Genomic DNA, 26,399 nt, shown 5'->3' with positions numbered 1-26,399 from the left:
ACTTTTATAAATATACTTTATATTGCCAGCAAAACCTTAATCCATGGATGAACCAATCAAGTTTGACTTAGAATTCGTAATACAAGTATCTCCTTCATTATTATATAATTACATTGCAACACCTTCCGGTATGTCAGAATGGTTTGCAGACAATGTGAACAGCCGTGGTGAATTCTTTAAATTTATATGGGATGGTCAAGAAGAGAAGGCAAAAATCATAAAAAGAGTTTCTGGTGAAAGAGCTAGATTCCAATGGGATTATGATGAGGATACTAAAAAATATTTTGAACTTAGAATCCAAGTTGATGAAATTACTAAGGACGTGTCTTTGATAATCACGGATTTTGGTGACGACGACGATGAAGTTGAGGAACAAAAAATGTTTTGGGAAAATCAAATTGCAGGTCTTAAAAAAGTCTTAGGTTCTAGATAACTTACTCAAATACATTATATCTTTGATCCCTTTATTCTAAAGGGATTTTTTTATGATTGTTCTCAACGGAGAGTTGGTTTCAAAAGATAAAAGCTTAATACCGTTTAATAATCGCGGTACTTTTTATGGTGATGGAGTATTTGAAACACTAAGACTGTTCAAAGGCAAGGCATTGTTCTTTGAAAATCACTATTTCAGGCTTATGTCTGGAATGAGAATCATGAGAATGCTTATTCCAGAATCATTTACACCAGAATATTTTGAAAAATCTTTCACTGATCTTATATCAAATAATAATTTTGAAAACACAGATCATTTAAGAGTTAGGATTAGTGTGTGGCGAAAAGAAGGAGGAAAGTATACCCCAAATTCGAGAGAGGTCAATTTCTCTATGGTAATGGAACCTTTGGATAGTTCCTTTGAGAATAATGAAACTTGCGAAGTAGAGCTTTTTAAGGACTTCTATATATATGCTGATTTATTGAGCAATCAAAAGACTATTGATAAAAAGGTGAATATTCTTGCCGGTATTTTTGCCAAAGAAAACTCCTACGATGACATGTTTTTAATGAATCATAATAAAATGATTATTGAAACAATTAGTGGCAATGTATTTTTAAGAAAAGATAATATTATAAAAACACCTCCTTTATCTGATGGATGTTTGAATGGTATAATGAGAGAGCAGGTTATTGATCAATTGAAAAAAATGATCAACTATGAAATTGTAGAAGAGACAATAACACCCTTTGAATTACAGAGAGCAGATGAAATTTTTACTACTAACGTCATTAAAGGAATTCAAAGTATTTCAAAATATCGTAAGAAAAAATATTCTAGAGATGCTGCTACTGAATTATTGAGTTTATTGAAAGAAAAACTTTTCTAATTGTAATTAGGATTTTCAGGAGCATTAAGCCATAATTGATAATTACCACCTAATGTTTTCATTTTTTCTTTCCAAAACGCTAGCATGTTCTTTGTTAGTAGTTTCTTTTTATCTGTGTTTTCAACTACAACCCACGAATTAGCATTAAGTTCATTATCTAGTTGTTTTAATTCCCATCCAGAATATCCCAAGAAGAATTTAATATTACTAGGTTCAATTAGGTTTTTGTTAATTAAATCAATAACCACATTAAAGTCTCCGCCCCAGTAAATATCATCCTTAATAAGATGTGAATCAGGAATTAATTCTGGAACATTATGCAAGAAATATAGGTTATCAGTATCAACTGGTCCACCTTGAAACACCTCAAAATTGACACTTACTTCAGGTAATAGTTGGTCAAGAGTACAGTCTAGTGGTTTGTTTAAAATAAAACCTACAACTCCTGCTTCATTGTAATCAGTAATTAGGACTACAGATCTAGAAAACGAGTAATCACCTATTACACTAGGTTCTGAAACCAATAGATGTCCGCGGTCTGGTGCTACTATTTTCATTTTTTGGTTTTTATTTGTACTCTAACTTAGTCAAAAATTCTTACATAACCATAAAAACATGTTTTTAGGTGAATTTTATCGGGTTAAAAGCAAAAAAAAACCTCACTATAAGTGAGGTCTTCTATAAGTTAAACTAAAGAATTCTTAGTTTACTGCTTTTTGTAAGTCGCTACCAGCTTTAAACTTCACTACATTTTTTGCAGCGATTTTGATTGTTTTACCAGTTTGAGGATTTCTTCCTTCACGAGCTGCTCTTTTAGAAACTGAAAAAGAACCAAAACCTACAAGAGATACACGGTCTCCTTTTTTAAGGCTTTTTTCTACACTTCCTAAAAATGATTCTAAAGCTTTTTTTGCAGCCGCTTTTGAGATTCCAGCGCTTTCTGCCATTCCTTCGATAAGATCTGTTTTGTTCATAATAGTAATTAAATTAAAATGTTGGTTAAACTAAAACGTATAACAAATTTAGAGGTAATTCGCGTTCACACAAGTAATAGCTTGATTTTCTCATTATTTTGTTTATAAGTATGAGGAATTGTTAATAAGTTATAGCAAAAAGGCCTATTTCGTCTTAACCCTTATAGAATCTAGCATTAGGATGAAACTGATATCCATTTAATAAGTCTTTCACTTCCATCGCTTTTTTACCCGGTAATTGTAATCGATTTACCTCGATAAAATAATCATTTGTAGCAATAAAGAGTTTTTTGTCCTTTAGTAACAAAGTTCCTGGTGGCACATGATCTGATTTTTCTTCAGAAATTACCGCAGTATGAATTTTACATCGTAGCTCGTCGTCATTATTATAAAACAACGCCTTGGCTACAGGATATGGATATAATCCTCTTATTAAAGAGGTAACTTCAGCAGCAGATTTGGTAAAATCAATTAAGGTGTTCTCATTATTTAATTTGGGAGCAGCTTTTAACGAGCTAGAATTGGATTGAACTCTAGTACTAATTTTATTATTTGCTATATCATTTACCGTTTTAAGAGATAAATCTGCTCCCAAATTCATTAAACGACCATAAAGACTACCTACATTTTCATTCTTTTCAATTTGCGTTTCAACTTGATCGATTATAGCTCCTGTATCAATTTTATCATCTATAAAAAATGTAGTCACTCCCGTTTTTTGCTCCTGATTAATAATAGCCCAATTTATAGGTGCGGCACCTCTATATTCAGGAAGCAAACTCGCGTGCAGGTTAAACGTACCCATTACAGGTATGGACCAAACCACCTTTGGCAACATTCTAAACGCCACAATCACTTGCAAATCTGGATTGATTTCTTGTAATTGTTCAATAAAATCGGGTGATTTTAAATTAGTAGGCTGCAAAACAGGTATATTATTATTTACCGCAAACTTTTTTACATCACTTTGTTGTAGTTTTCTACCACGTCCAGCAGGTTTGTCTGGTGCAGTAACTACTGCTTTTATATTATGATTCGATTCGTGTAATTTTTTAAGTACACCAGTTGCAAATTCTGGAGTACCGTAAAAAACGATATTTAATTTTTTACTCATTTATTTGAAATAAATTGTTCTGTACTTTTTTAAGTTTATTGTTCTCCATCAAGGATTTTACTGATGAAATCAAATTTTCCATTGTAATACCACTTGAAATGGAAACTTGTGATAGGGTAGTTGGGTGATTAAAAAAAGGCAGCAAGTTACTCTCATTTATAATAACGCAGTTACTACAAGATCCACAATTTTCAGTATTCTTTTCTCCGAAATAGGAGAGTAGCATTTTGTTTATACAAATCTCTGTATTAAATACTATTTTAACAAGAGCCTGTAGCTTTTCTGCTTTATGGGAATTCTGTATCTCTAGTTCTCTTGAAATTCTATTAATCGCTCGATCATCATCCCTAGGTTCTAAAAAAGTGATAGAATTATCAGTGTTTATCAAAGTAACATCGGCTAGCTGTTGCTCGTGCATTTTTGATAGAGTTTGTATAACTTGAGCTTCAGTAATATTACTTCTGTGAGCAATGAGCGGTATTTGAACACTTATATTTTGATTACTGCTTCCACCATAGGTGCGCAAAATAGCTTGGATGATTGCGTAATAGGAATCATTAGTTTGGGCAAACTGTCTTGTTTTTTCTGCGCTTTCGCGAAAGCGTACTAAACACTTTCTTTTAAACACAGGAGATAACTTTATAATTCCAAATCTATCTAAAGTATTAAGTGCTGTATGGGCAGGTAATCCTAATAAGTCATAGGTTTTACAAAATTGAGAAAACGATAAGTAATGAGTGGTTTGATAACCTTCTCCAAAAGCAATATTTAAATAGTTATGTAAATGTTTGTAAATCTTTTTTAAGTAATGTTTATCGGGTTGAGAAGCCACAAATTGATGATGAGCATGATTAACATCATTTCGATTAAATATGAAAATGGCATTTGAAGGCTTACCGTCACGTCCAGCACGTCCTGTTTCTTGATAATAACTTTCAATACTATCGGGAAATTGCAGGTGATACACTTGTCTTACATCTGGTTTATCTATTCCCATTCCAAACGCGTTTGTGGCAACCATAACTTGAGAACTGTTATTCATCCATGATTGGGTGTGCTGTTCTCGTTGTTTGGGTGTAAGTCCACCGTGATAGTGAGTTGCAGTAATACCTCGTGCTTTAAGTTGATTAGCAAGGATAACAGTGTTTTTTCTACTGCGCATGTAGATTATACAGCTGCCAGTAAGCTCCTTTAAATATTCTATTAATACACTAAGCTTGTTCTCAGTTTGTACAAATTGATACTTAATGTTATGGCGTTTAAAACTACTTTTTATAACTACAGGATCCTTTAATTCCAGATTAATAGCAATATCCTGTTGCACCTGAGTAGTAGCAGTTGCTGTAAGTGCCACCATAGGTGCTGCTATTCCCAATTCACGTAAAATTTTAATACCTCTATAAGCTGGTCTAAAATCATGTCCCCATTCACTGATGCAATGTGCCTCGTCAACTGCTATTAGGTTTATGGGCATTTTTTGAAGTCTTTGTTGAACAAGGTCTTGTTGTAAACGCTCTGGACTTAGATATAAAAACTTATAATTACCATATATACAATTATCCAGCCGTTCATCCAATTCTTGATGGCTTATACCACTTGTAATTTCGATTACTTTAATTTGTCTAGATCTTAAAGATTGTACTTGATCTTTAATTAAGGCAACAAGTGGAGATATTACAATGGTAATACCATTCATTGTCAATCCAGGAACCTGGTAACAAACTGATTTACCACCACCAGTAGGTAAGAGTGCTATGGTGTCATTACCTTTTAAGATATTCGATATAACTTCTTCCTGATTACCTTTAAAGCAATCATAGCCAAAAGTGTTTTTTAATATCTCTCGAGCGTAATCTATCATTTAAATACGTTCCAAAAGGTATTTTAATCTCTGGTCAACCGGTAAATGAGGTACTTCTATAAGTTCATAATTCAAATTATTGTAATACGTTGTTAAAATTTGAGCAATGGTTACAGCCTGTTCATAGGTTTCATAGCGCTCCTCATCGGTTTGATAAATATCTTTCCAAGGCGGTAAAAAAAACACCTTATCATATCGATAATCCTCACAAGCCTGTTCGTATCGTTGTGGAATTTCTTCGTCTTTATATACATGATAGGCTGGAACATCAGGAATACCTCGATCATAGAAGTTAATTCCCTTTTGCGCTTGTTGGAATTGTTGGATACGTCCTTCTAACAAAGCATCGCTAAATGCAAACGGTTCTACAAGAAATAGTTGATCTATGCCACGTTCTCTCGCTTGAGCTGTAACTTGTCTAGAAATTTCAGGATGAATAACATGTCCAGATTCCTCTATAGCTTGAATTAAGGTAGTTTTACCAGTTCCTGGACCACCAATTAATAGAATTCGCTTAATTTCATTCATAGGTTACAAAATAACTAAATCTAACGCTACGTATAGCCGATCTCTTGAATTATATTTGCACAACTTTATGGCAACACACAAAAACTCAGACGAATTTTACAAAAAATTGAAAGAGCAGTTAGCAGATACGTCTAGCTGGCCTAGTAAATACATGTATAAATTTATAGTTCCATCAGATCAAAGTAAAATTGATCAAATAGAGAACATTTTTGATGGTACTGGCGCGGTGATTAACACAAAAGCCTCTTCAAAAGGCACTTACACAAGCTTATCTATAGTGGTAAATATGCCTAGTCCAGATGCTGTCATTGCAAAATATAAGAAAGTAGGAAAAGTGGAAGGCGTGATAAGTTTGTAATTCAAAGTTATTGCTTACATTGCACCTTACTTCACAGAATTTAAATCAAGACTATTTTGATATCTTCATTAGAATACAACACTGAGCGTAATAAGCTTAATATTCCAGAATATGGAAGACATATTCAAAAACTAGTTGAACACTGTAAATCATTACCCTCAAAAGAAGAGCGTAATAAAATGGCACATGCCATAATTGGTGTAATGGGTAATTTAAATCCACACTTAAGAGACGTACCAGATTTTCAACATAAATTATGGGATCAATTATTCATCATCGCAGACTTTGATCTAGATGTTGAATCACCATACCCTATACCAGATAAGGAAGAGCTAGAGGCACGTCCCGAAAGGATGTCATATCCACAAAAACGACCTAAATATCGTTTCTATGGGAATAACATTCAGAATATGATTGATGTTGCCGTAAGTTGGGAAAAAGGAGAAAAACGTGAAGCCTTGACCTTCATTATTGCCAATCATATGAAGAAGTCTTTTCTTAATTGGAATAAAGACAGTGTAGATGATTCAGTAATATTTGGTCACCTTTTTGAAATGAGTGACGGAGCCATAAACCTGGCTGCAAAAGATGAAGATTTACTAGAGTCTAAATCTCTTATTTACCGTAATACCAATTCTAATAGAAGTCGTAATAACAATCATAGAAGAAATAACGGTAAAAAGAATAATCGTAATAACCAGCGACGTCGTAGATAAGCAATTATTAAGATATATAGTTTATAAAGAAGCTCTAATAACTAGATTATTAGAGCTTTTTACTTTAATAATTCTTGTGCTTGTTGTTTCCAGTTATCTCTTTTAATCCTACCAGGAAAAAAAGCTATTAATTCAGTTATCTCCTTCTCTTGATCATCAGTCATTGAGGCAAGTTGTTCAAACTGGAAAATACCGATACTGTTTAATTTATTCTCTATGGCTGGACCTATACCCGTGATTTTCTTTAAGTCATCAGCATTTTGAGCGTTTCCTTTCCCCAGTGGGAAATCTTGAAAATTAGTAGTGTCATCAGTACTCAATCTAGGGTCAATCAATTCTCCAGTTCTGTCCCTAGTTTGTCTAGCTCTTATTTGTCCTGGTTGTATGTAATCCGTTAACTCTTCCGTATCTAGCATATTAGATTGATCAAACTTTTTACTGGAAGATTTTTTAGGTGGTTCTTTGATGGAAGAGGCACTACGTCCAATAAGGTATGCACCTAGTAGCATTAGGAATAAAACTAATACCACTATGAACTCATTCTGAAAAATTTCCATTGTATCCTATTTTGAACTTATAATCAATTTAATACCACTAGCTGCCATGCCGTTTTCAAATGGAATAGAAGCAACATGAGGACGAACAAGTATCCTTTCTCGAGATATTCCTGTACTTCTTAATAGTCTGGCAATGTAATTACCTCGATTTTCAGCAGCGTTTGTCACCTCATTTTCATCTTGATAACTGTGAATGGTGACAATACTAGTCGGGTACTTTTCTAGTAGTTCTTTTACGGTTACACCGTAGCGACTACAATTAAACGGTAATTTTATCTTAGCTTGATTGTAATACATTTTGACTTGTGAACCACAATCAAATGCTACAGAGTCATCTGGATTAATAATTTTAAAGTCAATATCGTAATCTAAATTTCTTTCCTTGTTAATTACTTCATCTCTAACTCCTGATACTCTATTATCAATAGAAACGTCTTCTTTATTTGTTGTTGAAATACTATCGGAAACTTTAATGGAATTATCTATTAAACTATCGGTTTGTAGTATTTCTGTATTTGAAGTTTCTGTAAAACTCCTTGCTTGCTCAAGTTGTAGATTTTTGGTAGACGTATCTTCTTTATTATCAACAAATTTTGTGGTTGTGTAGATATAATAAAATAGGGTACAGCACACAGCGCTATACAGCAAGAAGAGTAGGGGATTTTGAAAAGATTTGTTCACAGGAACTAAATATTTGTTAAATATAGTAACTGTTTTGAAACTCTTTTGGTTTTTGCTATAAAAACTTAGCTTTAAGTTCTGGTGTTGGAATCATGCAACTTTCTTTTTTACCGAACCATTGATATCTATTTGAGGCAATCCAGTCATAAACTGCGTTGGATATAAATCTAGGAACGATTCTTAGAATAGCGAGTGCTGGCCACAGTCCAGATAATTGTTGAGCAATGCGTAATGCTGCTCCCGCTTTCGCGAAAGCGTTATTATCATCAACCAAAATAATAGAATCGGTTTTTTCTGGATCTATTTGATGTTTTCTCAATAACTTTTCTCCTATCTCACTTTGCAAGGCAGCAAATCTAAAAACATCTTTTTTATCGCGCTTTATAATAAAGACAACAGCACCATTACACAGGTTACAAACACCATCAAATAAAATGATTTTTTTGTCTTGCATTATTTTACCTTCTCTAATTTTTCTAGGTCTACTTGAGTAGTGAACAATCCATAATTTACGATAGCTTTACCTTTTTCAATACTATCAATCGTACCAACAGATTTTGAATCGAGTAGCCTTACTTTGTCATTAAGTTTAAGTTCCACCTTAGGTTGTGGTGGTGTCACATTATTTACACGTTCTTTTACTTTTTGACTTCTTATTTTTTGAACCTTTTGAATAACTTCATTTTCAATCTGTTTATCTCTAGATTTTTGAGTTTTGTTTGCTGGTTTTTTCTTTTGAGCAGGGCGATGTTTTACATTTTCTGTAATCACCAGTTTCATAAGTTCTTCCTGCAGTTTCTTTTTCTTTTTATCTTTATTAAAAGTTGCAGCAAGTTGATCAAATTTTTTACCTAATTGAATGAAACGCTGGTAATTATCATACAATTCTTGAAAGTCCTGAAGTTTTTGCTGTACTCTTTCTTGAGTAACTTCTAGTTTATTAGCCTTTTTGGTAGCTTCGATCTCTTTGTCCCTTAAATTCTCATTATTACGTCTTAAATGAGAACGTTCTTTTTGCAGGGCTGCAATGGACTTATCAAAGCGTATTTTACCTCGTTCGACTTTCTTTTTAGCTTTATTAATTAAGCTATAAGGAATACCATTCTTTTGCGCCACCTCAAATGTGAACGAGCTACCTGCTTCACCCATTTGCAGTTGATAAACAGGTTGCAAGGATCGAGAGTCAAACAACATATTGGCATTGCTCATTTCTGGAACCTCATTTGCCAGCATTTTTAGATTAGTATAGTGTGTTGTAATGATTCCATAGGAAGAACGGCTGTGCAATTCTTCTAACATACTTTCAGCTAGTGCTCCTCCTAATTCTGGATCTGATCCTGTTCCAAATTCATCTATGAGGAATAAGGTGTTTTCATCGGCTGTTTTTAGAAAACCACGCATGTTCTTAAGTCGATAACTGTAAGTACTCAAGTGGTTGTCTATACTTTGATTATCTCCTATATCAGAAAGTATTTTCTTGAATAGGCAAACTCTGCTTTTTTCATGAACGGGTATCAACATTCCTGTTTGAATCATTACTTGTAATAATCCTACTGTTTTTAATGTGATGGATTTACCACCAGCATTAGGTCCAGAAATTACTATGATACGATTATCCTTATCTAATTTTATAGTTTGTGGATAGGTCTTTTCTCCACGAGCCTGATTTGCAACCAACAATAAAGGGTGGTAGGCATCAACCAGTTCTAATTCACGATGATTAACCATCATGGGTAAAATACCTTGTATTTTTTGGGCATATCTAGCCTTACCACTAATGATATCAGTATGAATTAAATAATCTCTATAGGTTTCAAAATCTGGGATAAAAGGCCTTAAGAAGTCGGTAAGTTCTTTAAGAATACGTTTAATTTCGTCCTTTTCTTCTATCTCGAGCTCTGCAAGTTGTCTACTTAGATTTAATACGCGTTCTGGTTCTATATAGGCAATGCTACCCGTTTTAGAACTACCCATTACCTTACCCTTTACCTTACGACGGTACATAGCTCTAACTGCTAGAACCCTGCGGTTTTCCATAACGGTTTCCTTAATGTCATCTAGATATCCTAGCTGACCATAATGGGCTAGCGCTTGTCCAAAACTTCCATTCAATTGTCCACGCACGGCATTCATAGAACGTCTAATGTTCCTTAAATCTGGTGACGCATCATCTTTAATTTCACCATATTTATCAATAACATCATCCACACGAGCAGGAATCAGTTCGTTATAGGGTATACCTTCTAATCGTTCACTTAAAGACGGGAAATGCTCAACCGTTTTTCTAAAAAACTTATGATGCTCATTAATCGTTTTGGGTAACGAGGCTAGTTTGCGTACACCTTCTTTCTCTAGCGTACTGTTTTCTATACCTAAAAGTAGTAATTCTCGTTCAATAGGATCAAATCCATGATTTGGAATTTGATATTCACTAGAGTAGGACGCCACATACTCATTAGTGTGGTTTAAAGCAGTAAGCACTGCATTTTTATTTACATGTGGTTTTTGAAGTAAGGCTTGTTCCTTACCGTCATCGGTCACACAATTTGCTGCCAGCTGTTTTAAAACTGACGGAAATTCTAAATCTTCTAGTGTTTTCTGTGATATCTTACTCATAAATCCTTAGACAAAAATACGCTGCTCGCCATACTTAAGTCGGGATTTTTGATAAAATTATCATTACTCGTGATGGTAGGGCTCATTACGTAGAATGGTAAACGCTCGATAGATTTGTTCTACAGCAAATAATCGTACCATTTGATGTGAAAAGGTCATGGCGCTCAAGGATAATTTAGATTGACCTCGTTCATACACTTCTTGAGAAAAACCATAGGGACCACCTATGATAAAGATCAAACGTTTTAATCCAGAAACACTACGTTTATTTATTAATTGAGCAAACTGACTACTGGAGTAGCTTTTTCCTTTTTCATCTAATAAGGTGACAAAATCGCTTTTGTCAATCTTATTCAATATCAACTTTCCTTCTTCATTTTTTTGGTGTTCGATACTCATATTTTTTGTGTTTTTGAGATCTGGTATAACTTCCATTTCAAAATTCACATAGTGTTGTAGGCGTTTTTGATACACGTCTATCAAATCTGCAATACGATTATCATCGGTTTTACCAACGGCAAGGAGCGTAATTTTCATAGTGCAAAAGTAAGGAGGTAGCTTCATATTCGTCACAATGTTTCTAAAACCGTATTTTTGAACTTTAAACCATATTATGAATTATAATAGTCAGGAATTTCAAGATGAACTCACACGTATTATTACCAATGCTTTGCGTGAGGATGTAGGTGATGGTGATCACTCAAGTCTATCCTGTATTCCCAGTACTGCAACTGGCAAGGCTCGTTTACTCGTAAAGGATAATGGTGTAATTGCTGGTCTCGCTTTCGCGAAAGCGGTATTTCAACAAGTAGATCCCGATTTAAAAGTAGAATTTTTAATGAAAGACGGTGATACTGTTAAGTATGGTGATGAAGCATTCTATGTATCGGGTTCATCACAGTCTATTCTAAAGGCCGAAAGACTAGTGCTTAACGCCATGCAAAGAATGAGTGCCATCGCTACAAAAACCAGAAAATTTGTAGATGTTCTTAAGGGAACAAATACCAAAATACTGGATACTAGAAAAACCACTCCTGGAATAAGAGCTCTTGAAAAATGGGCAGTTGATATAGGTGGTGGCGTTAATCATAGATTTGGTCTCTACGATATGATCATGTTAAAGGATAATCATATTGATTTTGCTGGTGGAGTAGTAGAAGCTATTGAAAAAACTAAACAATACCTAAAAGATACCAAGAAGGATCTTAAAATTATTGTTGAAGCCAGAAGTCTAGAAGAAATTGAAAAAATCTTAAGTGTTGATGGTGTATATCGTATTTTAATTGATAATTTTAATTACAAAAACACTAAAAAGGCCGTAGCCCTTATAGGCGACAAATGTTTAACTGAGAGTAGTGGTGGAATAACCCTTGATACTGCAAAAAACTATGCAGATTGTGGAGTCGATTTTATCTCTAGTGGTTCACTTACTCACAGCGTCTATAATATGGATTTGAGCCTGAAAGCAATGCATGAGTAAAAAGGTTAAAATAGTTCAACGCTTTCCCTTTTTAAAGAAACTGATTGATAAGGCAGATTCTATACATCTTCCTGGTTTTGAAGGAATGACTGCGTGGGATTTATGGGAAACCTATGCCGAAGGAATAACTAATGGGGCTTTTAGCGCACGTGCTAGTTCTATTAGTTATAGTTTTTTTATGGCCATTTTTCCTTTTGTACTATTTATCCTTAACCTGATACCCTTTGTACCTATTAATAATTTTCAAGAAGACGTAATTAGATTTTTGAATGATTTATTGCCTTATCAAGCAGCTGGTGCTTTTGATGGGATTTTTACCGAAATCGCTTTAAAAGAAAATACAGGCTTATTGACGATAGCTTTTTTCTCTTCCTTAATTTTTATGACAAATGGTGTAAATGCCATTTTTGATGGTTTTGAGCGCAGTTATCATTCGGTTTTGAATCGAGGTTTCTTTAGGCAATATGCAGTGTCTTTACTGGTTTCCATCATGCTTGTGTTGTTTTTATTTGTAGGTGTTGTTTTAACCATCGCAGTGGAATATTTTTTAAGTGAACTACAAGCTAGGGAATATGTATCAGAAAGTAGCAGTAGTGTGTGGTTACAACTTATTAGATATGCAACTTTAATATTCATGCTATATGTATTTATAGCAACTTTATACTATGCTGGTACTAAAACTGGTAGACAAACCAGGTTCTTTTCTATAGGCGCGACGGTAACTACAGTTTTGATTCTCGCGGCCTCTTATTTATATGGTATCTATCTAGAAAACTTTGCTACCTACAACGAAATTTATGGTTCGATAGGAGCTATAATTATTTTAATGGTTTATATCTGGCTGAATTCCAATCTTTTACTTGTTGGTTTTGAATTAAATGCATCTCTAAGATCGTTAAAGGCACGGAATTTGAATAACACTTAGTATATTGTAACACATTAAACAAAATACAATGAAAAAATACATTTTTATTTTAGCTGCGGCTTTCATGACCTTTACTGCTCAAGCACAACAAACTGTAGAAGGAGTTGAAGTAGAAGGTTCTCTTTCTAAGTACGGTAAGGAACTTACCTTAAACGGTGCTGGTTTAAGAGAAAAAGTGTTTATCGACCTTTATGTAGGTGGACTTTATGTAACTGAAAAAAGCGATGACGGTGAGACACTTACAAGTTCTGATCAATCAATGGCAATCACATTAGATATCGTGAGTAAATTAGTAACTCAAGATAACATGATAAGTTCTATAGAAGAAGGTTTTGAGAACAGTTGTTCTAGTAAGGAATACAAGGCCCTTTCAGGTAAAATTGAAAAATTTATCGCTCTCTTTAATGAAGAAATCGTAAAAGGTGATGAGTTTGTATTGTTTTACATTCCAGGTGAAGGAACTAAAGTTTCAAAAAATGGTAAAGAGCTAGGTACCATTCCAGGATTAGACTTTAAAAAAGGATTATTTGGAATTTGGTTAGGTGATTATCCAGCAGATGAAGAGTTAAAAGAAGGTTTATTAGGATTGTAATCCATCAACCTTATTGTATATTCCAGCTGTCTCTATTTGAGACAGCTTTTTTTTTTTTAAAAATTAAAACTATGAAATACGCATTTGTACTGTTGTTATCACTAACGAGCTTTTTCAATGTCTTGCAAGTAAGTGCTCAAGAAAAAGATATTACTGGAACTTGGAAAACGATAGACGATAAAACAGGAATCGTCAAATCCCATGTAGAAATCTATAAAAAAGGTAATAAGTATTATGGCAAAGTAGTAAAGATTCTTGATCCAGATGCTCCTGCTAAACCATTGTGTGAGAATTGTGATGGTGAGTTAAAAGATGCACCTATCATTGGATTAGAGATATTAAAGAATTTTGAAAAGGAGGATGATGAATATGAAGATGGTACTATCCTAGATCCAGAAAATGGAAAAACCTATAAAGCAAAACTTTGGCTAGATGAAGAGGATGAGAACAAACTAAATGTGCGTGGTTACATTTTATTCTTATATAGAACTCAAACTTGGGAAAGACTCTAGGAGACAATTTTCTCATATAAATTCTGGAGCTTTTCAAGATCGCCTGTATTCTCTATATGTTCTTTACAGTCGTGCATGAGAAGCTCTGCTTGCTTATGAATACTCTTATAATAATCTTCCTTAGAAGCTGGATTTTGAAGCAATTGTTCATACATGGACATCATTTTCAAGGAAACTATTACATCATTTCTAGAATAAGTACGCAGCGCTGCACAAGTAGTATAAATAAGCTCTTCAAAAGAAACCGTTTTTATTTCAATTAACTCCTTGTCGTCTTCAATTAATAGTTCTAGATCTGGTTTATTCATTCTTACACAAAAAAGCTGTGTTAGATAATTGATCGCATTAATAGCAGTTCCTGGATCATTAATTCCAGGTGACATAGCTTTTACCGCAATTTCTGTAATTTGCTTAAAACCTAAAACATAATTGTCACTTACCAATTCAGGTTCTCTAAATAAAAAATACTCCTGAATCTCGTCTGTAACTTTTTCGTCTATATCTTTATTAATTTTAAACAAGGGACTATTAGCGAGTAGGTAAGTACCTTTTATCTGTAAAAGCTTAATCTTGATATCTTGCTCATTAGCTATCTTTTGGAGACCCGAAATACTAATATTTTGCAGCGTACCGCTGTTTTTTGCTTTAAATGTGATCCAATCATCGGTGTTAGAAAATGAACCATCCTTGTAATTAGAATCGATTACTTTATTCAAACGTTTTAATGCTTTGGAAAACACATTTTTCAAAATATTATTTATCTGAATATTAGAAGAAATGTTATGAATAAAAAATACGAATGCCGCAAGCGAAATAATAGCTGCTGTTAAGCCTAGTAAAACACTTAAAATAGGAATAGTCTGATTTTGTGTAGGTTCATCAATCCCAATTAAAGTAATAATGTTGTATAATATACTTCCTAAAAAAGCTCCTAGTATCAATTGATGCTTTCTATTAGAGATCAAACTAGGTAATACACGCGGAGAATAATTTGCCGCAGCCTGACTGAGTAGAAGCATCACCATGTTAAAGGTGAAAACTAGCATACTTATTCCACCAGCTATTAAGGTAGTAAGTAAATTACGAGCTGTATCAACATCAGTTATTTCTAATCCAGGAAACCATTCTATCAATTGTTTAGAAGCATCTACCGTTTCAATATATTTCATAAAGAAAGCCAGAAAAATAGCCAGTATAGAATAAAAGGTAGGATAGAAGGCTATACTACCGGTCAAAATATTATAAAACGAATTAACCTTGGTAAATAATTTTTTCATATGATTATAAATGTAGGTCGGTTTTAGATTAAGCTAGGTTAATGCTATGCTAATGCATATTATATTTCACAAATAATTAATACCTTGCTACCACACAAAGAAATTATGGGCGATTCTACAACACTTAAAAAAGACTTACTTAACCAACTTATCTTGATGGCTCATCGAGACGGAAAATTAGATAGTAAAGAAATCTCTTTTGTCCTTAATGTAGGTAAAAGACTAGGATTTGAAGAAGTTGATGTTGTAGACATGATTAAAAATCCATCTGCTCAAATTGAAAAACCTCCTAAGGATTTTACACAACGCATTGTACATTTTCATCGTCTTATGATCATGATGTATATTGATGGTCACGTCGATGATAAAGAATTACAATTTCTATATGAACTAGGCCTTACTTATGGGTTTAGAAAGTCGACGATTGACACCTTACTTAGAATGATGGAACGCTATCCAAATGGTGACATTCCTGCAAGTGAACTCATAGAAATACACTCAAGAGACTATAACTAATGTCATAATGTCATTTCAAAACAGCTTAAAACTGTCTTTTTGTCTTATTTTTCAATTGGTATTCAATTTGCCTATTACAGGTCAAATAAGTTGAATAAATAAAAAATTGAAATATGACACTTACAAAAAGAACTAACAACTGGTTACCATCTTTAATTGATGAAATGTTTAATCAAGATTTTAATGGTGGTAGTATTATTAATGAAAAGCCATTTATTCCTGCTGTTAATGTAATTGAAGCAGATAATGCTTTTTCACTAGAAATGAGTATTCCTGGATTTAAAAAGGAAGATGTAAACATTGAAATCGATCAGGATGTCTTGACTATTCAATCAGAAGTTGAAACTTCAAAAGAAGAAAAAACAGAACAATTCACTCGTAAAGAGTTTTCTAAAAAATCTTTTAAGCGCAGTTTTAATTTACCAGAAACAGTAAATCAAGATCGCATTGAGGCTAATTATGAAAACGGTATTCTTAATATAAGTTTACCTAAAAAAGAAGAAGCCTTACCACAGCCTAAAAGAATGATTACTTTAAAGTAACCAAATCAAGATGTAGCTTAAAGCCAGCAGTATTGCTGGCTTTTTTTTAACATAGAACTAGCATCAGTTTAACGTCTAGTTGGGTGAACCTAGAATACACGCCAACTATCTTTAACCTAAAACAAGAATATGAGTAGTAGTGATATACTTTACAGCAAAATAACCAGCGCACAAGACTTTAAAAATAGAATAGTGATGGCACCAATGACTCGTAGTCGTGCTACCGAGGATCACATTCCTACACCTATAATGGCTGCCTATTACGGCGAAAGAGCATCTGCAGGTTTATTGATTACTGAAGGAACATCTCCATCTCCTAATGGAGTAGGCTATGCACGAATACCTGGAATTTATAACGATCAACAAATTGATGCATGGCGTGCCGTGACTAAGGCAGTGCATGCTAATGGAGGAAAAATATTTTTGCAAATCATGCACACAGGACGTGTGTCTCATCCAGATAACATGCCCAATGATGCAAAAATTGTAGCGCCTAGTGCTATTGCTCCAGAAAACACAAAAATGTGGGTAGATGGTAAGGGCGAGCTAGAAATACCAGTACCTAATGAAATGACCTCAAGCGATATAGAACAAGTAATTGAAGAGTTTGTTCAAGCTGCTCAAAATGCTATCGCTGCCGATTTTGACGGTGTAGAAATTCACGGAGCAAATGGGTATTTACTAGAACAGTTTTTTAATCCAGCCTCTAATAAACGAGAGGATGAGTACGGCGGTAGTGTCGAAAACCGAAGTAAGGTAATTCTTGAAATTGCCAAAAGAACCGTAGCTGCTATAGGAGCAGATCGTGTAGGAGTGCGTTTAAGTCCTAATGGGGTCATGAATGATGTAGGTCCTTGGGAATCTCAAAAACAAGACTTTGAATACCTGGTATCACAATTCAATTCTTTGAATCTACTTTACCTTCATTTACTGGATCATCAGGCAATGGGAGCAAATCCTCTACCTGAAGATATACGTACAAGCCTGCAATCTAAATTTGAGGGAATAAATATTCTTTGTGGCGGATACGACAAGTCAACCGCCATTAAGGATCTTACTAATGAAAAAGCCGATATGATTGCCTTTGGACGTCCATTTGTTGCAAATCCCGATTTGGTGGAACGATTTAAACAGGATGCCGATTTGAATGAGGTTGATCAGGATACTCTTTATACTCCAGGGAAAGAAGGTTATCTAGATTATCCTAAAATGGAGCCTATATCCTAATTATTGATTTTATTTTTGCGCTTTCGCGAAAGCGTAAATCCTTTAAACATTTTTATGAAAGTACAAGCATATGGTGCTCACGCATCAGATAAAGATTTAGAACCTTTAACTATAGAACGACGTGAATTACTTAGTAATGACGTTAAAATTAAAATCATTTATTGTGGTGTATGCCACAGCGATATTCACGCCAAAAATAACGACTGGGGTAACGCAAAATATCCTATCGTACCTGGCCATGAGATCATAGGAAGAGTAGAAGAAGTAGGAGCTGAAGTAAGTAAATACAAAGCAGGTGATCTAGTAGGAGTAGGCTGTATGGTGGATAGTTGTCAAGAATGTTCTCAATGTAATGATGATATGGAACATTTTTGTGAAAACGGTAGCACCAGTACCTACAATAGTAAGGATAAACACTTGGGTGGACACACCTTTGGCGGTTACTCTACTCACATTGTCGTAAGAGAGGAATTTGTATTGAGTGTTTCAGAGAAATTGGATACTAAAGCAGTAGCACCACTACTTTGTGCTGGAATTACTACCTATTCTCCTTTGCGTCATTGGAATGTAAAGAAAGGAGATAAAGTAGGAGTTGTAGGATTAGGTGGATTAGGACACATGGGAATTAAGTTTGCTCATGCTCTAGGCGCCGAGACCTATATGATTACCACTTCACCAGAAAAAGCACAAGATGCAAAACGATTAGGTGCCGATGGTGTTATTATATCAAAGGACGATGAGGACATGAAAAAACATTTTGGGACTTTTGACTTCATTTTAAATACTATTCCTGTAGGTCACGATTTAAATCCGTACTTACAAGTGCTTAAACCAGACGGAACAGTATGTTTAGTAGGTGCCATAGAACCGCTAGAACCTTTCCACGGTGGTAACCTTATTTTAAGACGTAAACGTATTGTAGGTAGCTTAATAGGAGGAATTGCGGAGACTCAAGAAATGCTTGATTTCTGTGCAGAACACAATATTACTAGCGATGTAGAAATGATTGATATCAATGAAATAAATACTGCTTTTGAACGCGTTCAAAAAAACGATGTCAAATATCGTTTTGTTATTGATATGGCATCACTTAATTAATCTTTTGCATGGCAGTGATACGCTGCAGCAGGCTGGGATGTGAATATTGAAACCACACTACAGCCGGATGCGGAGTTAAATTACTTAAACTAGTTTTAGTTAGCGTCTTTAATCCTGTGATTAAAGGCGCTGCTTTATAAGTACGCACTGCATAAGCGTCGGCTTGATATTCAAATTTGCGAGAAAGGATGTTCATAAAAATACTTGTAATCATAGATATAGGTGAATACAGCAAGAAAAAGGCTACTAGTCCTATGTGAAATGATGAATTTGAAACACCCAATGCTCGTGCCATCAAATCGCTGTCCACCACAAGAGAAAATAAGTATAGAGTAAATCCTGTGGTAAGCGTACCAGCTAGTAGGTTGTATAAAATATGTTTTTTCTTATAGTGACCAACCTCGTGTGCAAGAACAGCCACTATTTCTTCTTCGGTTAATTGATCAATTAACGTATCGTATAAGGTCACCCGTTTTTCACTTCCAAAACCACTGAAATAAGCATTGGCCTTGGTACTTCTTTTGCTACCATCAATCACAAATATTTTAGTAAGTTCAAAACCTACTTGGTTGGCATATTCAGATATTTTATCTCTTAAACTACCTTGTTCCAAAGGTGCCTGTTTATTGAATATAGGAACGATCAATCGGGCGTAAAACATATTAAGTAATATACTCACGATAAAAATGACGATCCACGCGTACCACCAAAAATTTGAATCTGCCCAATTGTAAATAAGAATAAGAACCGTAAGTAATCCACCACCTAGAATTAGTGTCATAAACCAGCCTTTTATCTTGTCCAGAGAAAATAGTTTTTTTGTGGTTTTATTAAACCCATATTTTTCTTCAATAACAAAAGTACTGTAATAGGATAGAGGAGTAGAAAGTAAATCACTGGCCATAAACAACACCCCAAAAAATAACAAACTAACCACGGTTTCATTATTGGTAATACTACGACACCATTGATCTACTAGGGCAAATCCATCTAGAAATATAAATACCAAAATACCAACAATAGAAATGAAACTATTTAACGTACCAAATTTGAAGCGCTCCTTTTTATAAGCTTGTGACTTCTCGTATTCCTCTTGTTTATAAACATCGGACAGGACTGCTGGTATAGGTTTTGAATACCAAGTATAATTAAGAAAGGACAAAACCTCATTCAGTAAAAAGTCAAATACTAGAATACCGATTATGCAATAAAATAAAACTGTTGGAGTCATGATTAAAAATCTCTTTGACGTTTTGCTTCAAATAATAAAATGGCAGCACTTACTGATACGTTCATACTATCAATCTCACCACTCATAGGAATGATGATGTTTGCCTTGGCTGCATCTCTCATTTCGTCTGTAAGTCCAGTAGCTTCAGTTCCTACAGCAATAGCGCTGGAATTCTTAAAACTGGCTGTATGATATGGAATACTAGTTTGTAAAGTAGCAGCGTATAGATCAATCTCTTTCATTCTTAAAAATTCACAAATCTCACTAGTGCTAGTACTTGCAATTGGTACAGTGAGCGCACAACCTACACTAGATCGTATAACGTTGGGATTATACAGGTCACATTTAGGATCTGCTAGTAGAACAGCATCAACCGCAGCGGCATCTGCTGTGCGCAGTAAAGCGCCTAAGTTTCCTGGTTTTTCAATAGATTGAGCAACAAGGACAAGGGCATTGATTGGTAAGTTAAGATCAGTAAGCTGTAATGTTTTCGCTTTCGCGAAAGCGATACAACCTTCAGTACCGCTGCGATAAGCTAGCTTTTCATAAACCTCAATACTTACGCTTATTAGTTCTACATCCTTACTCACGCCAAGTTGAGCCTGTACAAATTCCTTGGAAACTTGTTCTTGCTGGTTAAATATTTCAGGACACACCAATAGAGTTTGTAGTTGATAACCACCTTTAATGGCAAGTGTGATTTCACGAGCGCCTTCTATAAGAAACAGCTGTTCCTTTTTACGTGCTTTGCTTTTACGCTGCAGCTGTTCTGCCTGACGTATCAACGCGTTGTGTGGACTAGTAATGTGCTTCATAAAAGTAGAATGTATGCAAAAATAAGAGATTGTAACTGGCTGTGTGACTACTCAAACGTTTAAGCATAAACTTTTGTCAACAACCGCATGTATTCAAAACCCGTGCTAGTGGTTTTATGTAACTTTACTACAAATTAAAGCATATGAATTTTCACACTCGTAAATGGATTAAACCAGAAGATTTAAACCCTAACGGAACCTTATTCGGTGGTAGATTACTAGAATGGATTGATGAAGAGGCTGCTCTCTATGCAATAATTCAGCTGGAAAATCAAAAGGTAGTCACTAAGTTTATGAGTGAAATTAATTTTACGGCAAGTGCTCAACCTGGTGACATCATTGAGATAGGTCTCGAGGTTAACAAATTTGGACGTACTTCTATAGATCTTAAATGTGAGGTACGTAATAAAATGACTAGGGAAACTATTATTACAATTGAAAATATTGTTCTAGTGAATTTAGGTGAAGACGGTTCACCAAAACCTCATGGAAAAACCAAAATTGAATACGTTAAGGATCGTTTAAAAGCTTAATTACTCCAATTTTTTAATAATCTTACAAGGATTTCCCATAGCTAGTACATTACTGGGAATATCCTTATTGACTACACTACCGGCGCCTATGGTAACCTTATCACCTATAGTAACACCAGGAAAAATAACGCTATTACCACCTATCCATACATTATTACCAATTACGACAGGTTGAGTAGTGGTGATGTAAGTACTATTTGAACCGTTTGATTTTATACGATCCGATGCTTTAAGAGGATGTGTAGCTGTATAAATTTGAACATAAGGTGCTATTAAAAATTATCACCTATTTAAATACGATTATCATCTAGAAACATACAATTGGTATTCAAAAAGGTATTTTTACCGATAGAAATGTTTTCGCCATAATCACAGTAAAATGGAGATTCAATCCAAACACCAGGACTTTTGTTTCCTAGTAACTCGTTGACTAATTCAGCCTTTTCTTCGATCAAACGAGGATTTAATGTATTGATTTTACTAAGTAATTCACAAGCCTTAAAATATCGTTCTAATAATTCAGGATCCCGCGAGTTATAAGGTAATCCCGAGAGCATTTTCTCTTTTTCTGTCATAGCCTTATGCTGTTTTTTAATGAGAAACTACTTTCAATCCTACAATTGATGCAATTAAGGTGGTCAAAAATAGCAGTCGTAAAAAGGTAACAGGTTCTTTAAAAACAAATATTCCCACTAGCACAGTTCCCACAGCACCTATACCAGTCCAAACCGCGTAGGCTGTACCTATGGGCAAACTTTGAGTTGCTTTAATAAGCAATCCCATGCTTACACATAATGCCACTAGAAATCCAGCGTACCACATATACATTAAGGTTCCAGATGATTCTTTGGCTTTACCTAAACAAAATGCAAAGGCCACTTCAAATAATCCTGCGATGATTAAAATTATCCATTTCATTTATTAAAAATACGATAGATTCCGAACAGGTTGTAGATTAAAGTAATCTAATAATGAGAAGTATCAAAAAGAAGGTACGGTACTAATAATATTCATAGGATCTTGTTACCGTGTGTTGCAAACCATCCTCTGAATCAAAATATTCTCGCTTTAAAAAATTGCCGAATTCATCAGTTCCAGATTCGGTTACTTTGGATTTTTTAAAGGGTAGACGTGTACTGTCATTACTTACCTTCATTTCTACAAGTTGATTGTCTCGATAAGAAAAAACTACTTTGGAGTACAAGCTATTATTCATATCGTTCCATTTTTTACCAGTAGTCGTAGAGGAAAGGATTTTGTAATCTTTATCCCAAGTATGAATTGTCTTTAGCTCATACTTAGTTGTAATAGATTTAGTGTAAATGTGTAATGTACTATCATTGACTAGTACTTCTTTTTTGATTTTAGAAACTTGTCGGTCATCCACGGCGATAGTTTTAGAGTTTCGCTCCGTGTTACTAACCTTTTCAAAGTAGGTTATTTCACCTAGTGCTAGAGAATCTTGCTCTACATATCTGTGATTATAATGATCAATGTGAGTAACAAAACCTTCTTCATTAAAGTGGTAAGTATCTTCAAAAGAAGTACTTGTAGCATGATTTAAAGAATATTCAGTATAACTTTTAATAGAACCCTTTAAATTATTACGTTTCAAGTCATTAGGAAAATTAAAAACAGATGTTTTTAGAGAAGCTATTACTAAGCATATAGAACAAAATACAAGATTCAATTTCATAGTTCACCTAATTAATACATCGTATTTGAATGAGCCAATTGATCCGGTATTTGTTGGATAGCATCCCAGTGTTCACAAATCTTACCATCTTTATCAAACCTAAAAAAATCCATAGTCACGTACTCATCATTACCAGGCCATACTTGATGCGTGTGTAAAGCAACTAGATCATGCTGACCTATACAACGTACAAATTCAATAGTTTTATTAGGATACTCTTGTTGCATTCTTTCAAAATATTCAATAAAACCTTGGGTACCATCAACCACATGTGGATTGTGCTGTATGTAAGTATCGCCTACATAAAGTTCCACAGCTTTACTCGGATTGCCTAGATAAGCCATTTTATAAAAAGCGATAGCATTTTCTTTATTTTTCTCAATATCCATAATAGTAATTAAATCTAAAGATAAGCAAAGTACAACACCTAGCATCTGGCAATTGTATCTGCCTAACGCGATATCTCAATAAAAAAGTAGGAGCGGAGTGATGTTCTATATCGCTATTGCGAAAGCGTAATACAATACAATAACGCCTGCTGATAATCAGCAATTATAGAAGAAAAACTGTTGGATGACACGGTTTATCTTAATACAAAGAACTTCATTCAAATTCAGAACTTAAATACTCCTTTAAACCTTCGTAATTATCTCCACCGCCACAAGTTCGATATAGTATGTTTAAATCAGAGTCCAAAATGATAAAAGTTGGAAAACATTCCACTCTTAAACCACCAATAATAGGTGATGACATATCTCCTGATTTTGGTTTTCCTCTAATTATTCCATTGTACCAATTCATTTGATTTTTTTCGGTATATTCAATTACAGGTTTAGGGTCTAACTCAAAAGCTAAACTTACAAACTGTATTTGATTGTTGTATTGTTGATGTAATTTCACCAATTCAGGGGTAAGTTCCTTACACGGAGCGCACCAAGTTCCCCAGAAGTCGAGAAATAAAAATCCCTTTTGTTTTGCTAATTCTTTGAGGTTTGTTGAATTACCATTTAAGTCGTCGATTGTATAATTTTTCGAAACCTCATTAGTGTTAAAACCGTAAACAAGTTTTAAATCGTTTAATTCATTTATAATTAATCTTGCTGGATTACCAATCAAACTGTCTATTCTAAAATGTTTATCGTTAAGCTTTATCGTATCTTTCAACTTAAATTTTGAGAACAACTGATGATTAAGTGGATAAAAAATGGTATCTGATTTTTTAAAAATGAATTCATTACCAAAAAGCCCTTCATTTACTCCTACACCAAATTCTTCTTCGCTTACATTGAACGTACCGTACAAATAATCATGCTTTAAAGCAACCAATTGCAAACTATGCATGAACTTCTCCTCTTCTGTTTCTTGTTTGTATGTAAAATAATCTGGTGCTGGTAAGAATTGTAAATAGCTTTTTTGCTTGTATAATTTATTTGTTGAAAATTTCGTTATTTCTAATTTTTTAATTTCAAATAAGTCTTGATATTTTTTATTTTCGGTAACATTTTTTTCAAATTCAATTACTTCATCATCACTAAAATCCTTATTGTTGTTAATGTCTATCACATAAAACTGCTTGCCTTTATTGAAACCACTTAATAAATAAATTTTGGTAGTAGCCGAATCGATTGTTTCTTGGTTTATTTTTCCTTGTTTTATCGCATCTTTGACCTTACGATAATTTATAGTATTTAAAAACATAACAAACGAGCTATCTTGATCTTTAATCCCTTTAAATTCATTATTGATGGAATCCACGAATTGTAAAGGACTCATCGATTTAGAGAATGGATTGTCAATTTTGCTAACACTTAAATTCGCAACAATTGTGGAAGAAGCCTTTTCTTTTTTAGAACAAGAAATCATAACCAAGATAAATCCTATAAAGAATATGTTTGTTTTCATTTAATCAATTTGTTTTTTTGGGGACACAATACGCACAAGTTAAAACAAGTTCACAATTAATGCTAAATCTACTATAGTGTAGTGTAGTTAATATTTTGTTTTCTCAAATATACCTATATGTTTGAATACATAATTGCAACAAGGCCCAGATAAAAAAGCCTATTTGAAATTATATCAGGATTTTCCTATGATCCAACTTTGAGTATTTGAATTAATAAAAAACCTATTCTTTATTTTGCTAATATCTTAGCAACAATTTCAATAAATTTTTTATTCCATATTTTGTAATCGTGACCACCATTATATTCGTTGATAAAAGCATCCAAGTCTAGCTCATCGTATTTAGTTTTTAAAAACTCAGCATCTTCTTTCAAGAAAAACGGTTCATCACTTCCATATTCAGAATAAAGAATAGGATATTTTACGTTCTCGTTCCAAATGTTGGATTGAATATTTCCTCCAAATATTGAAAAACAGATGTAAGTCCCAATTGTATTAGGTTCCTTGTTTAACATGCTCATTCCAAAACCAGCACCGTTAGATACACCATAAAAATATCTATCGTTTTTCGTCAGGTTTTGGTTTAAATCTTTTTCTACTGAAGGTATTAATTCAAAATTAAAATAGTTCAAATGATTTGTAAACCTGCTGGAAAGTTGAGGATTATGACTTCCCTCGATGAATTGCTTTTCCACATATTCAAAATATCTATAGGTTAAATACATTTTATCTCCATTTCCCAGCGTGCCGCTGCTATCTGCAACTTTTTTATTAGAATGACTTGAGACAAATATGATTGGTTTAATTATTTGATTATTTATCAAAGAGTCCAAGGTTCTTTTGTAAAAGCTATTCTTAGAAATTTTAGAACCATCTGTTGAATAAATGATGGGATATTTTTTGCTACTCGAGAACCCTTTAGGTAAATAAATATTATGCTTACGATATTCGTTTAAAGAATTACTATAAATTGAATCAGTAAAGTATTTAGATTCGGAATATGCAGTCGATTTTTGCGACGTACAGCTAGAAAGAATCAATGCCATACATCCCATAATTATTATAGCCATATTATACATTCTGGATGTGTTTTTATTGCTCATGGTTTTGGTTAGCCAACTTGTTTATTTATGTGATGTAAAATAAATAAGATATAGGTCTGACAAAATAAATTTCTAGATTATTTTATCGAGATTTTCCTTTAACACTACAACAAATCGATAATAAACAGATATTTACAACCTATACAGTTTTAAAAAAAAGAGCCGTATTTAATAAACAGCTCTTTCATCAATCATAGATGTAAAAAAACACCTATACAAATTC

The 26,399-nt window shown here is 33.9% G+C and carries 33 protein-coding genes; 13 read left to right on the top strand and 20 right to left on the bottom strand.

All coding sequences use genetic code 11. The features are described 5' to 3' along the window. The first annotated feature begins 43 nt into the window (after positions 1-43). Positions 44-433 carry an START-like domain-containing protein gene (locus tag I5168_RS10110; protein WP_042280172.1) on the top strand — a complete coding sequence of 130 codons (390 nt, stop codon included), beginning with the start codon at positions 44-46 and terminating at the stop codon, positions 431-433. Positions 434-485: 52 nt separating this feature from the next. Beyond that, positions 486-1,322 (top strand): aminotransferase class IV, encoded by an 837-nt coding sequence (locus tag I5168_RS10105; RefSeq protein WP_431471682.1) that lies wholly within the window; start codon positions 486-488, stop codon positions 1,320-1,322. Here the strand turns inward: I5168_RS10105 and I5168_RS10100 are convergent. The 5 genes from I5168_RS10100 to I5168_RS10080 all read right to left on the bottom strand — a co-directional run bounded on the left by I5168_RS10100 (position 1,319) and on the right by I5168_RS10080 (position 5,799). Further along, positions 1,319-1,879 (bottom strand): YqgE/AlgH family protein, encoded by a 561-nt coding sequence (locus I5168_RS10100; RefSeq protein WP_431471681.1) that lies wholly within the window; start codon positions 1,877-1,879, stop codon positions 1,319-1,321. The genes I5168_RS10105 and I5168_RS10100 overlap by 4 nt on opposite strands. A gap of 144 nt (positions 1,880-2,023) precedes the next feature. Then, positions 2,024-2,296, bottom strand: coding sequence for an HU family DNA-binding protein (locus I5168_RS10095; protein ID WP_042280177.1), 273 nt, complete (start codon positions 2,294-2,296; stop codon positions 2,024-2,026). A 154-nt stretch (positions 2,297-2,450) separates the two neighbouring features. Next, entirely contained in the window at positions 2,451-3,410 is a 960-nt protein-coding gene (gene fmt / locus I5168_RS10090; RefSeq protein WP_431471680.1) for a methionyl-tRNA formyltransferase, read from the bottom strand. Continuing rightward, a complete protein-coding gene (locus I5168_RS10085) occupies positions 3,403-5,271 on the bottom strand; it encodes a RecQ family ATP-dependent DNA helicase (RefSeq protein ID WP_431471679.1) in 1,869 nt (622 codons plus the stop codon). The genes fmt and I5168_RS10085 overlap by 8 nt, the downstream gene beginning before the upstream one ends. Continuing rightward, a complete protein-coding gene (locus I5168_RS10080) occupies positions 5,272-5,799 on the bottom strand; it encodes an AAA family ATPase (RefSeq protein ID WP_105019006.1) in 528 nt (175 codons plus the stop codon). A gap of 67 nt (positions 5,800-5,866) precedes the next feature. Between I5168_RS10080 and I5168_RS10075 the strand changes: the two genes are divergently transcribed. Together I5168_RS10075 and I5168_RS10070 are read left to right on the top strand one after the other, a co-directional pair. Beyond that, a complete protein-coding gene (locus I5168_RS10075) occupies positions 5,867-6,157 on the top strand; it encodes a DUF493 family protein (protein ID WP_431471678.1) in 291 nt (96 codons plus the stop codon). A 56-nt stretch (positions 6,158-6,213) separates the two neighbouring features. Continuing rightward, positions 6,214-6,873 carry a DUF4290 domain-containing protein gene (locus I5168_RS10070; RefSeq protein WP_042280188.1) on the top strand — a complete coding sequence of 220 codons (660 nt, stop codon included), beginning with the start codon at positions 6,214-6,216 and terminating at the stop codon, positions 6,871-6,873. Positions 6,874-6,932: 59 nt separating this feature from the next. On the opposite strand, the gene I5168_RS10065 is transcribed toward I5168_RS10070, so the two are convergent. From I5168_RS10065 to rlmH, 5 genes are all read right to left on the bottom strand, one after another. Continuing rightward, entirely contained in the window at positions 6,933-7,430 is a 498-nt protein-coding gene (locus I5168_RS10065) for a hypothetical protein (RefSeq protein ID WP_431471677.1), read from the bottom strand. Positions 7,431-7,436: 6 nt separating this feature from the next. After that, on the bottom strand, positions 7,437-8,111 hold the full coding sequence (locus I5168_RS10060; RefSeq protein WP_431471676.1) for a hypothetical protein: 675 nt from the start codon (positions 8,109-8,111) through the stop codon (positions 7,437-7,439). A 55-nt stretch (positions 8,112-8,166) separates the two neighbouring features. Continuing rightward, complete coding sequence (locus I5168_RS10055) at positions 8,167-8,565, bottom strand: thiol-disulfide oxidoreductase DCC family protein (RefSeq protein ID WP_105019010.1); 399 nt, start codon at positions 8,563-8,565, stop codon at positions 8,167-8,169. Continuing rightward, positions 8,565-10,727, bottom strand: a complete 2,163-nt coding sequence (locus tag I5168_RS10050) for an endonuclease MutS2 (protein WP_431471675.1) — start codon at positions 10,725-10,727, stop codon at positions 8,565-8,567. Before I5168_RS10050 ends, I5168_RS10055 begins: the two co-directional genes overlap by 1 nt. Before the next feature lie 63 nt (positions 10,728-10,790). Next, positions 10,791-11,264 (bottom strand): 23S rRNA (pseudouridine(1915)-N(3))-methyltransferase RlmH, encoded by a 474-nt coding sequence (gene rlmH, locus I5168_RS10045; protein ID WP_431471674.1) that lies wholly within the window; start codon positions 11,262-11,264, stop codon positions 10,791-10,793. A 76-nt stretch (positions 11,265-11,340) separates the two neighbouring features. On the opposite strand from rlmH, the gene nadC reads away from it, so the two are divergent. From nadC to I5168_RS10025, 4 genes are all read left to right on the top strand, one after another. After that, entirely contained in the window at positions 11,341-12,207 is an 867-nt protein-coding gene (gene nadC, locus I5168_RS10040; protein WP_431471673.1) for a carboxylating nicotinate-nucleotide diphosphorylase, read from the top strand. Continuing rightward, positions 12,200-13,132, top strand: coding sequence for a YihY/virulence factor BrkB family protein (locus I5168_RS10035; RefSeq protein WP_042280198.1), 933 nt, complete (start codon positions 12,200-12,202; stop codon positions 13,130-13,132). Before nadC ends, I5168_RS10035 begins: the two co-directional genes overlap by 8 nt. Positions 13,133-13,160: 28 nt before the next feature. Then, positions 13,161-13,724, top strand: a complete 564-nt coding sequence (locus I5168_RS10030) for a chalcone isomerase family protein (protein WP_105019014.1) — start codon at positions 13,161-13,163, stop codon at positions 13,722-13,724. Positions 13,725-13,795: 71 nt separating this feature from the next. Continuing rightward, positions 13,796-14,236, top strand: a complete 441-nt coding sequence (locus I5168_RS10025) for a DUF2147 domain-containing protein (RefSeq protein ID WP_105019015.1) — start codon at positions 13,796-13,798, stop codon at positions 14,234-14,236. On the opposite strand, the gene I5168_RS10020 is transcribed toward I5168_RS10025, so the two are convergent. Then, positions 14,233-15,513 (bottom strand): DUF2254 domain-containing protein, encoded by a 1,281-nt coding sequence (locus I5168_RS10020; RefSeq protein ID WP_431471672.1) that lies wholly within the window; start codon positions 15,511-15,513, stop codon positions 14,233-14,235. The genes I5168_RS10025 and I5168_RS10020 overlap by 4 nt on opposite strands. A gap of 105 nt (positions 15,514-15,618) precedes the next feature. On the opposite strand from I5168_RS10020, the gene I5168_RS10015 reads away from it, so the two are divergent. From I5168_RS10015 to I5168_RS10000, 4 genes are all read left to right on the top strand, one after another. Continuing rightward, complete coding sequence (locus tag I5168_RS10015) at positions 15,619-16,029, top strand: TerB family tellurite resistance protein (protein ID WP_060522481.1); 411 nt, start codon at positions 15,619-15,621, stop codon at positions 16,027-16,029. A 113-nt stretch (positions 16,030-16,142) separates the two neighbouring features. Beyond that, a complete protein-coding gene (locus tag I5168_RS10010) occupies positions 16,143-16,571 on the top strand; it encodes an Hsp20/alpha crystallin family protein (protein ID WP_431471671.1) in 429 nt (142 codons plus the stop codon). A 129-nt stretch (positions 16,572-16,700) separates the two neighbouring features. Then, the gene (locus tag I5168_RS10005; RefSeq protein ID WP_431471670.1) at positions 16,701-17,798 is read left to right on the top strand and encodes an alkene reductase; all 1,098 of its coding nucleotides are present in this window, start codon (positions 16,701-16,703) and stop codon (positions 17,796-17,798) included. 54 nt (positions 17,799-17,852) lie between these two features. Further along, positions 17,853-18,896 (top strand): NAD(P)-dependent alcohol dehydrogenase, encoded by a 1,044-nt coding sequence (locus tag I5168_RS10000; protein ID WP_431471669.1) that lies wholly within the window; start codon positions 17,853-17,855, stop codon positions 18,894-18,896. Here I5168_RS10000 and I5168_RS09995 read toward each other — a convergent pair. Further along, complete coding sequence (locus I5168_RS09995) at positions 18,889-20,127, bottom strand: M48 family metallopeptidase (protein ID WP_431471668.1); 1,239 nt, start codon at positions 20,125-20,127, stop codon at positions 18,889-18,891. The two genes, I5168_RS10000 and I5168_RS09995, sit on opposite strands and share 8 nt — an antisense overlap. Before the next feature lie 2 nt (positions 20,128-20,129). Then, complete coding sequence (locus I5168_RS09990) at positions 20,130-20,942, bottom strand: TrmH family RNA methyltransferase (protein ID WP_431471667.1); 813 nt, start codon at positions 20,940-20,942, stop codon at positions 20,130-20,132. Between the two features lie 143 nt (positions 20,943-21,085). Here I5168_RS09990 and I5168_RS09985 point away from each other — a divergent pair, with 143 nt between their 5' ends. Further along, the gene (locus I5168_RS09985; protein ID WP_042280216.1) at positions 21,086-21,475 is read left to right on the top strand and encodes an acyl-CoA thioesterase; all 390 of its coding nucleotides are present in this window, start codon (positions 21,086-21,088) and stop codon (positions 21,473-21,475) included. Here I5168_RS09985 and I5168_RS09980 read toward each other — a convergent pair whose 3' ends face one another. From I5168_RS09980 to I5168_RS09950, 7 genes are all read right to left on the bottom strand, one after another. Further along, a complete protein-coding gene (locus tag I5168_RS09980) occupies positions 21,476-21,601 on the bottom strand; it encodes a hypothetical protein (RefSeq protein ID WP_431472764.1) in 126 nt (41 codons plus the stop codon). It abuts the gene before it with no gap. A 164-nt stretch (positions 21,602-21,765) separates the two neighbouring features. Next, entirely contained in the window at positions 21,766-22,050 is a 285-nt protein-coding gene (locus I5168_RS09975) for a maltose acetyltransferase domain-containing protein (RefSeq protein WP_431471666.1), read from the bottom strand. 16 nt (positions 22,051-22,066) lie between these two features. Further along, a complete protein-coding gene (locus tag I5168_RS09970) occupies positions 22,067-22,393 on the bottom strand; it encodes a DMT family transporter (protein ID WP_167342003.1) in 327 nt (108 codons plus the stop codon). 82 nt (positions 22,394-22,475) lie between these two features. Further along, entirely contained in the window at positions 22,476-23,171 is a 696-nt protein-coding gene (locus tag I5168_RS09965) for a hypothetical protein (RefSeq protein WP_146105008.1), read from the bottom strand. An 11-nt stretch (positions 23,172-23,182) separates the two neighbouring features. Beyond that, a complete protein-coding gene (locus tag I5168_RS09960; RefSeq protein WP_338350680.1) occupies positions 23,183-23,560 on the bottom strand; it encodes a nuclear transport factor 2 family protein in 378 nt (125 codons plus the stop codon). Between the two features lie 214 nt (positions 23,561-23,774). After that, positions 23,775-25,073, bottom strand: a complete 1,299-nt coding sequence (locus tag I5168_RS09955; protein ID WP_431471665.1) for a TlpA family protein disulfide reductase — start codon at positions 25,071-25,073, stop codon at positions 23,775-23,777. A 230-nt stretch (positions 25,074-25,303) separates the two neighbouring features. After that, on the bottom strand, positions 25,304-26,119 hold the full coding sequence (locus I5168_RS09950; RefSeq protein ID WP_431471664.1) for an alpha/beta hydrolase: 816 nt from the start codon (positions 26,117-26,119) through the stop codon (positions 25,304-25,306). Between the last annotated feature and the right edge of the window lie 280 nt (positions 26,120-26,399).

It is taken from the genome of Nonlabens sp. SCSIO 43208 (genome assembly GCF_050703575.1).
GTDB classification, from domain to species: Bacteria; Bacteroidota; Bacteroidia; order Flavobacteriales; family Flavobacteriaceae; genus Nonlabens; species Nonlabens tegetincola.
The sequence above is the reverse complement of the archived record's forward strand: the minus strand, read 5'-3'. Positions and strand labels throughout refer to the sequence as shown.

Excerpts from the sequence above, each read along its gene's own strand:
- I5168_RS10110 (WP_042280172.1), top strand. The coding sequence starts at position 44 with ATGGATGAACCAATCAAGTTTGACTTAGAATTCGTAATACAAGTATCT.
- I5168_RS10105 (WP_431471682.1), top strand. The coding sequence starts at position 486 with ATGATTGTTCTCAACGGAGAGTTGGTTTCAAAAGATAAAAGCTTAATA.
- I5168_RS10100 (WP_431471681.1), bottom strand. The coding sequence starts at position 1,879 with ATGAAAATAGTAGCACCAGACCGCGGACATCTATTGGTTTCAGAACCT.
- I5168_RS10095 (WP_042280177.1), bottom strand. The coding sequence starts at position 2,296 with ATGAACAAAACAGATCTTATCGAAGGAATGGCAGAAAGCGCTGGAATC.
- fmt (WP_431471680.1), bottom strand. The coding sequence starts at position 3,410 with ATGAGTAAAAAATTAAATATCGTTTTTTACGGTACTCCAGAATTTGCA.
- I5168_RS10085 (WP_431471679.1), bottom strand. The coding sequence starts at position 5,271 with ATGATAGATTACGCTCGAGAGATATTAAAAAACACTTTTGGCTATGAT.
- I5168_RS10080 (WP_105019006.1), bottom strand. The coding sequence starts at position 5,799 with ATGAATGAAATTAAGCGAATTCTATTAATTGGTGGTCCAGGAACTGGT.
- I5168_RS10075 (WP_431471678.1), top strand. The coding sequence starts at position 5,867 with ATGGCAACACACAAAAACTCAGACGAATTTTACAAAAAATTGAAAGAG.
- I5168_RS10065 (WP_431471677.1), bottom strand. The coding sequence starts at position 7,430 with ATGGAAATTTTTCAGAATGAGTTCATAGTGGTATTAGTTTTATTCCTA.
- I5168_RS10055 (WP_105019010.1), bottom strand. The coding sequence starts at position 8,565 with ATGCAAGACAAAAAAATCATTTTATTTGATGGTGTTTGTAACCTGTGT.
- I5168_RS10050 (WP_431471675.1), bottom strand. The coding sequence starts at position 10,727 with ATGAGTAAGATATCACAGAAAACACTAGAAGATTTAGAATTTCCGTCA.
- rlmH (WP_431471674.1), bottom strand. The coding sequence starts at position 11,264 with ATGAAAATTACGCTCCTTGCCGTTGGTAAAACCGATGATAATCGTATT.
- nadC (WP_431471673.1), top strand. The coding sequence starts at position 11,341 with ATGAATTATAATAGTCAGGAATTTCAAGATGAACTCACACGTATTATT.
- I5168_RS10035 (WP_042280198.1), top strand. The coding sequence starts at position 12,200 with ATGAGTAAAAAGGTTAAAATAGTTCAACGCTTTCCCTTTTTAAAGAAA.
- I5168_RS10030 (WP_105019014.1), top strand. The coding sequence starts at position 13,161 with ATGAAAAAATACATTTTTATTTTAGCTGCGGCTTTCATGACCTTTACT.
- I5168_RS10025 (WP_105019015.1), top strand. The coding sequence starts at position 13,796 with ATGAAATACGCATTTGTACTGTTGTTATCACTAACGAGCTTTTTCAAT.
- I5168_RS10020 (WP_431471672.1), bottom strand. The coding sequence starts at position 15,513 with ATGAAAAAATTATTTACCAAGGTTAATTCGTTTTATAATATTTTGACC.
- I5168_RS10015 (WP_060522481.1), top strand. The coding sequence starts at position 15,619 with ATGGGCGATTCTACAACACTTAAAAAAGACTTACTTAACCAACTTATC.
- I5168_RS10010 (WP_431471671.1), top strand. The coding sequence starts at position 16,143 with ATGACACTTACAAAAAGAACTAACAACTGGTTACCATCTTTAATTGAT.
- I5168_RS10005 (WP_431471670.1), top strand. The coding sequence starts at position 16,701 with ATGAGTAGTAGTGATATACTTTACAGCAAAATAACCAGCGCACAAGAC.
- I5168_RS10000 (WP_431471669.1), top strand. The coding sequence starts at position 17,853 with ATGAAAGTACAAGCATATGGTGCTCACGCATCAGATAAAGATTTAGAA.
- I5168_RS09995 (WP_431471668.1), bottom strand. The coding sequence starts at position 20,127 with ATGACTCCAACAGTTTTATTTTATTGCATAATCGGTATTCTAGTATTT.
- I5168_RS09990 (WP_431471667.1), bottom strand. The coding sequence starts at position 20,942 with ATGAAGCACATTACTAGTCCACACAACGCGTTGATACGTCAGGCAGAA.
- I5168_RS09985 (WP_042280216.1), top strand. The coding sequence starts at position 21,086 with ATGAATTTTCACACTCGTAAATGGATTAAACCAGAAGATTTAAACCCT.
- I5168_RS09975 (WP_431471666.1), bottom strand. The coding sequence starts at position 22,050 with ATGACAGAAAAAGAGAAAATGCTCTCGGGATTACCTTATAACTCGCGG.
- I5168_RS09970 (WP_167342003.1), bottom strand. The coding sequence starts at position 22,393 with ATGAAATGGATAATTTTAATCATCGCAGGATTATTTGAAGTGGCCTTT.
- I5168_RS09965 (WP_146105008.1), bottom strand. The coding sequence starts at position 23,171 with ATGAAATTGAATCTTGTATTTTGTTCTATATGCTTAGTAATAGCTTCT.
- I5168_RS09960 (WP_338350680.1), bottom strand. The coding sequence starts at position 23,560 with ATGGATATTGAGAAAAATAAAGAAAATGCTATCGCTTTTTATAAAATG.
- I5168_RS09955 (WP_431471665.1), bottom strand. The coding sequence starts at position 25,073 with ATGAAAACAAACATATTCTTTATAGGATTTATCTTGGTTATGATTTCT.
- I5168_RS09950 (WP_431471664.1), bottom strand. The coding sequence starts at position 26,119 with ATGGCATTGATTCTTTCTAGCTGTACGTCGCAAAAATCGACTGCATAT.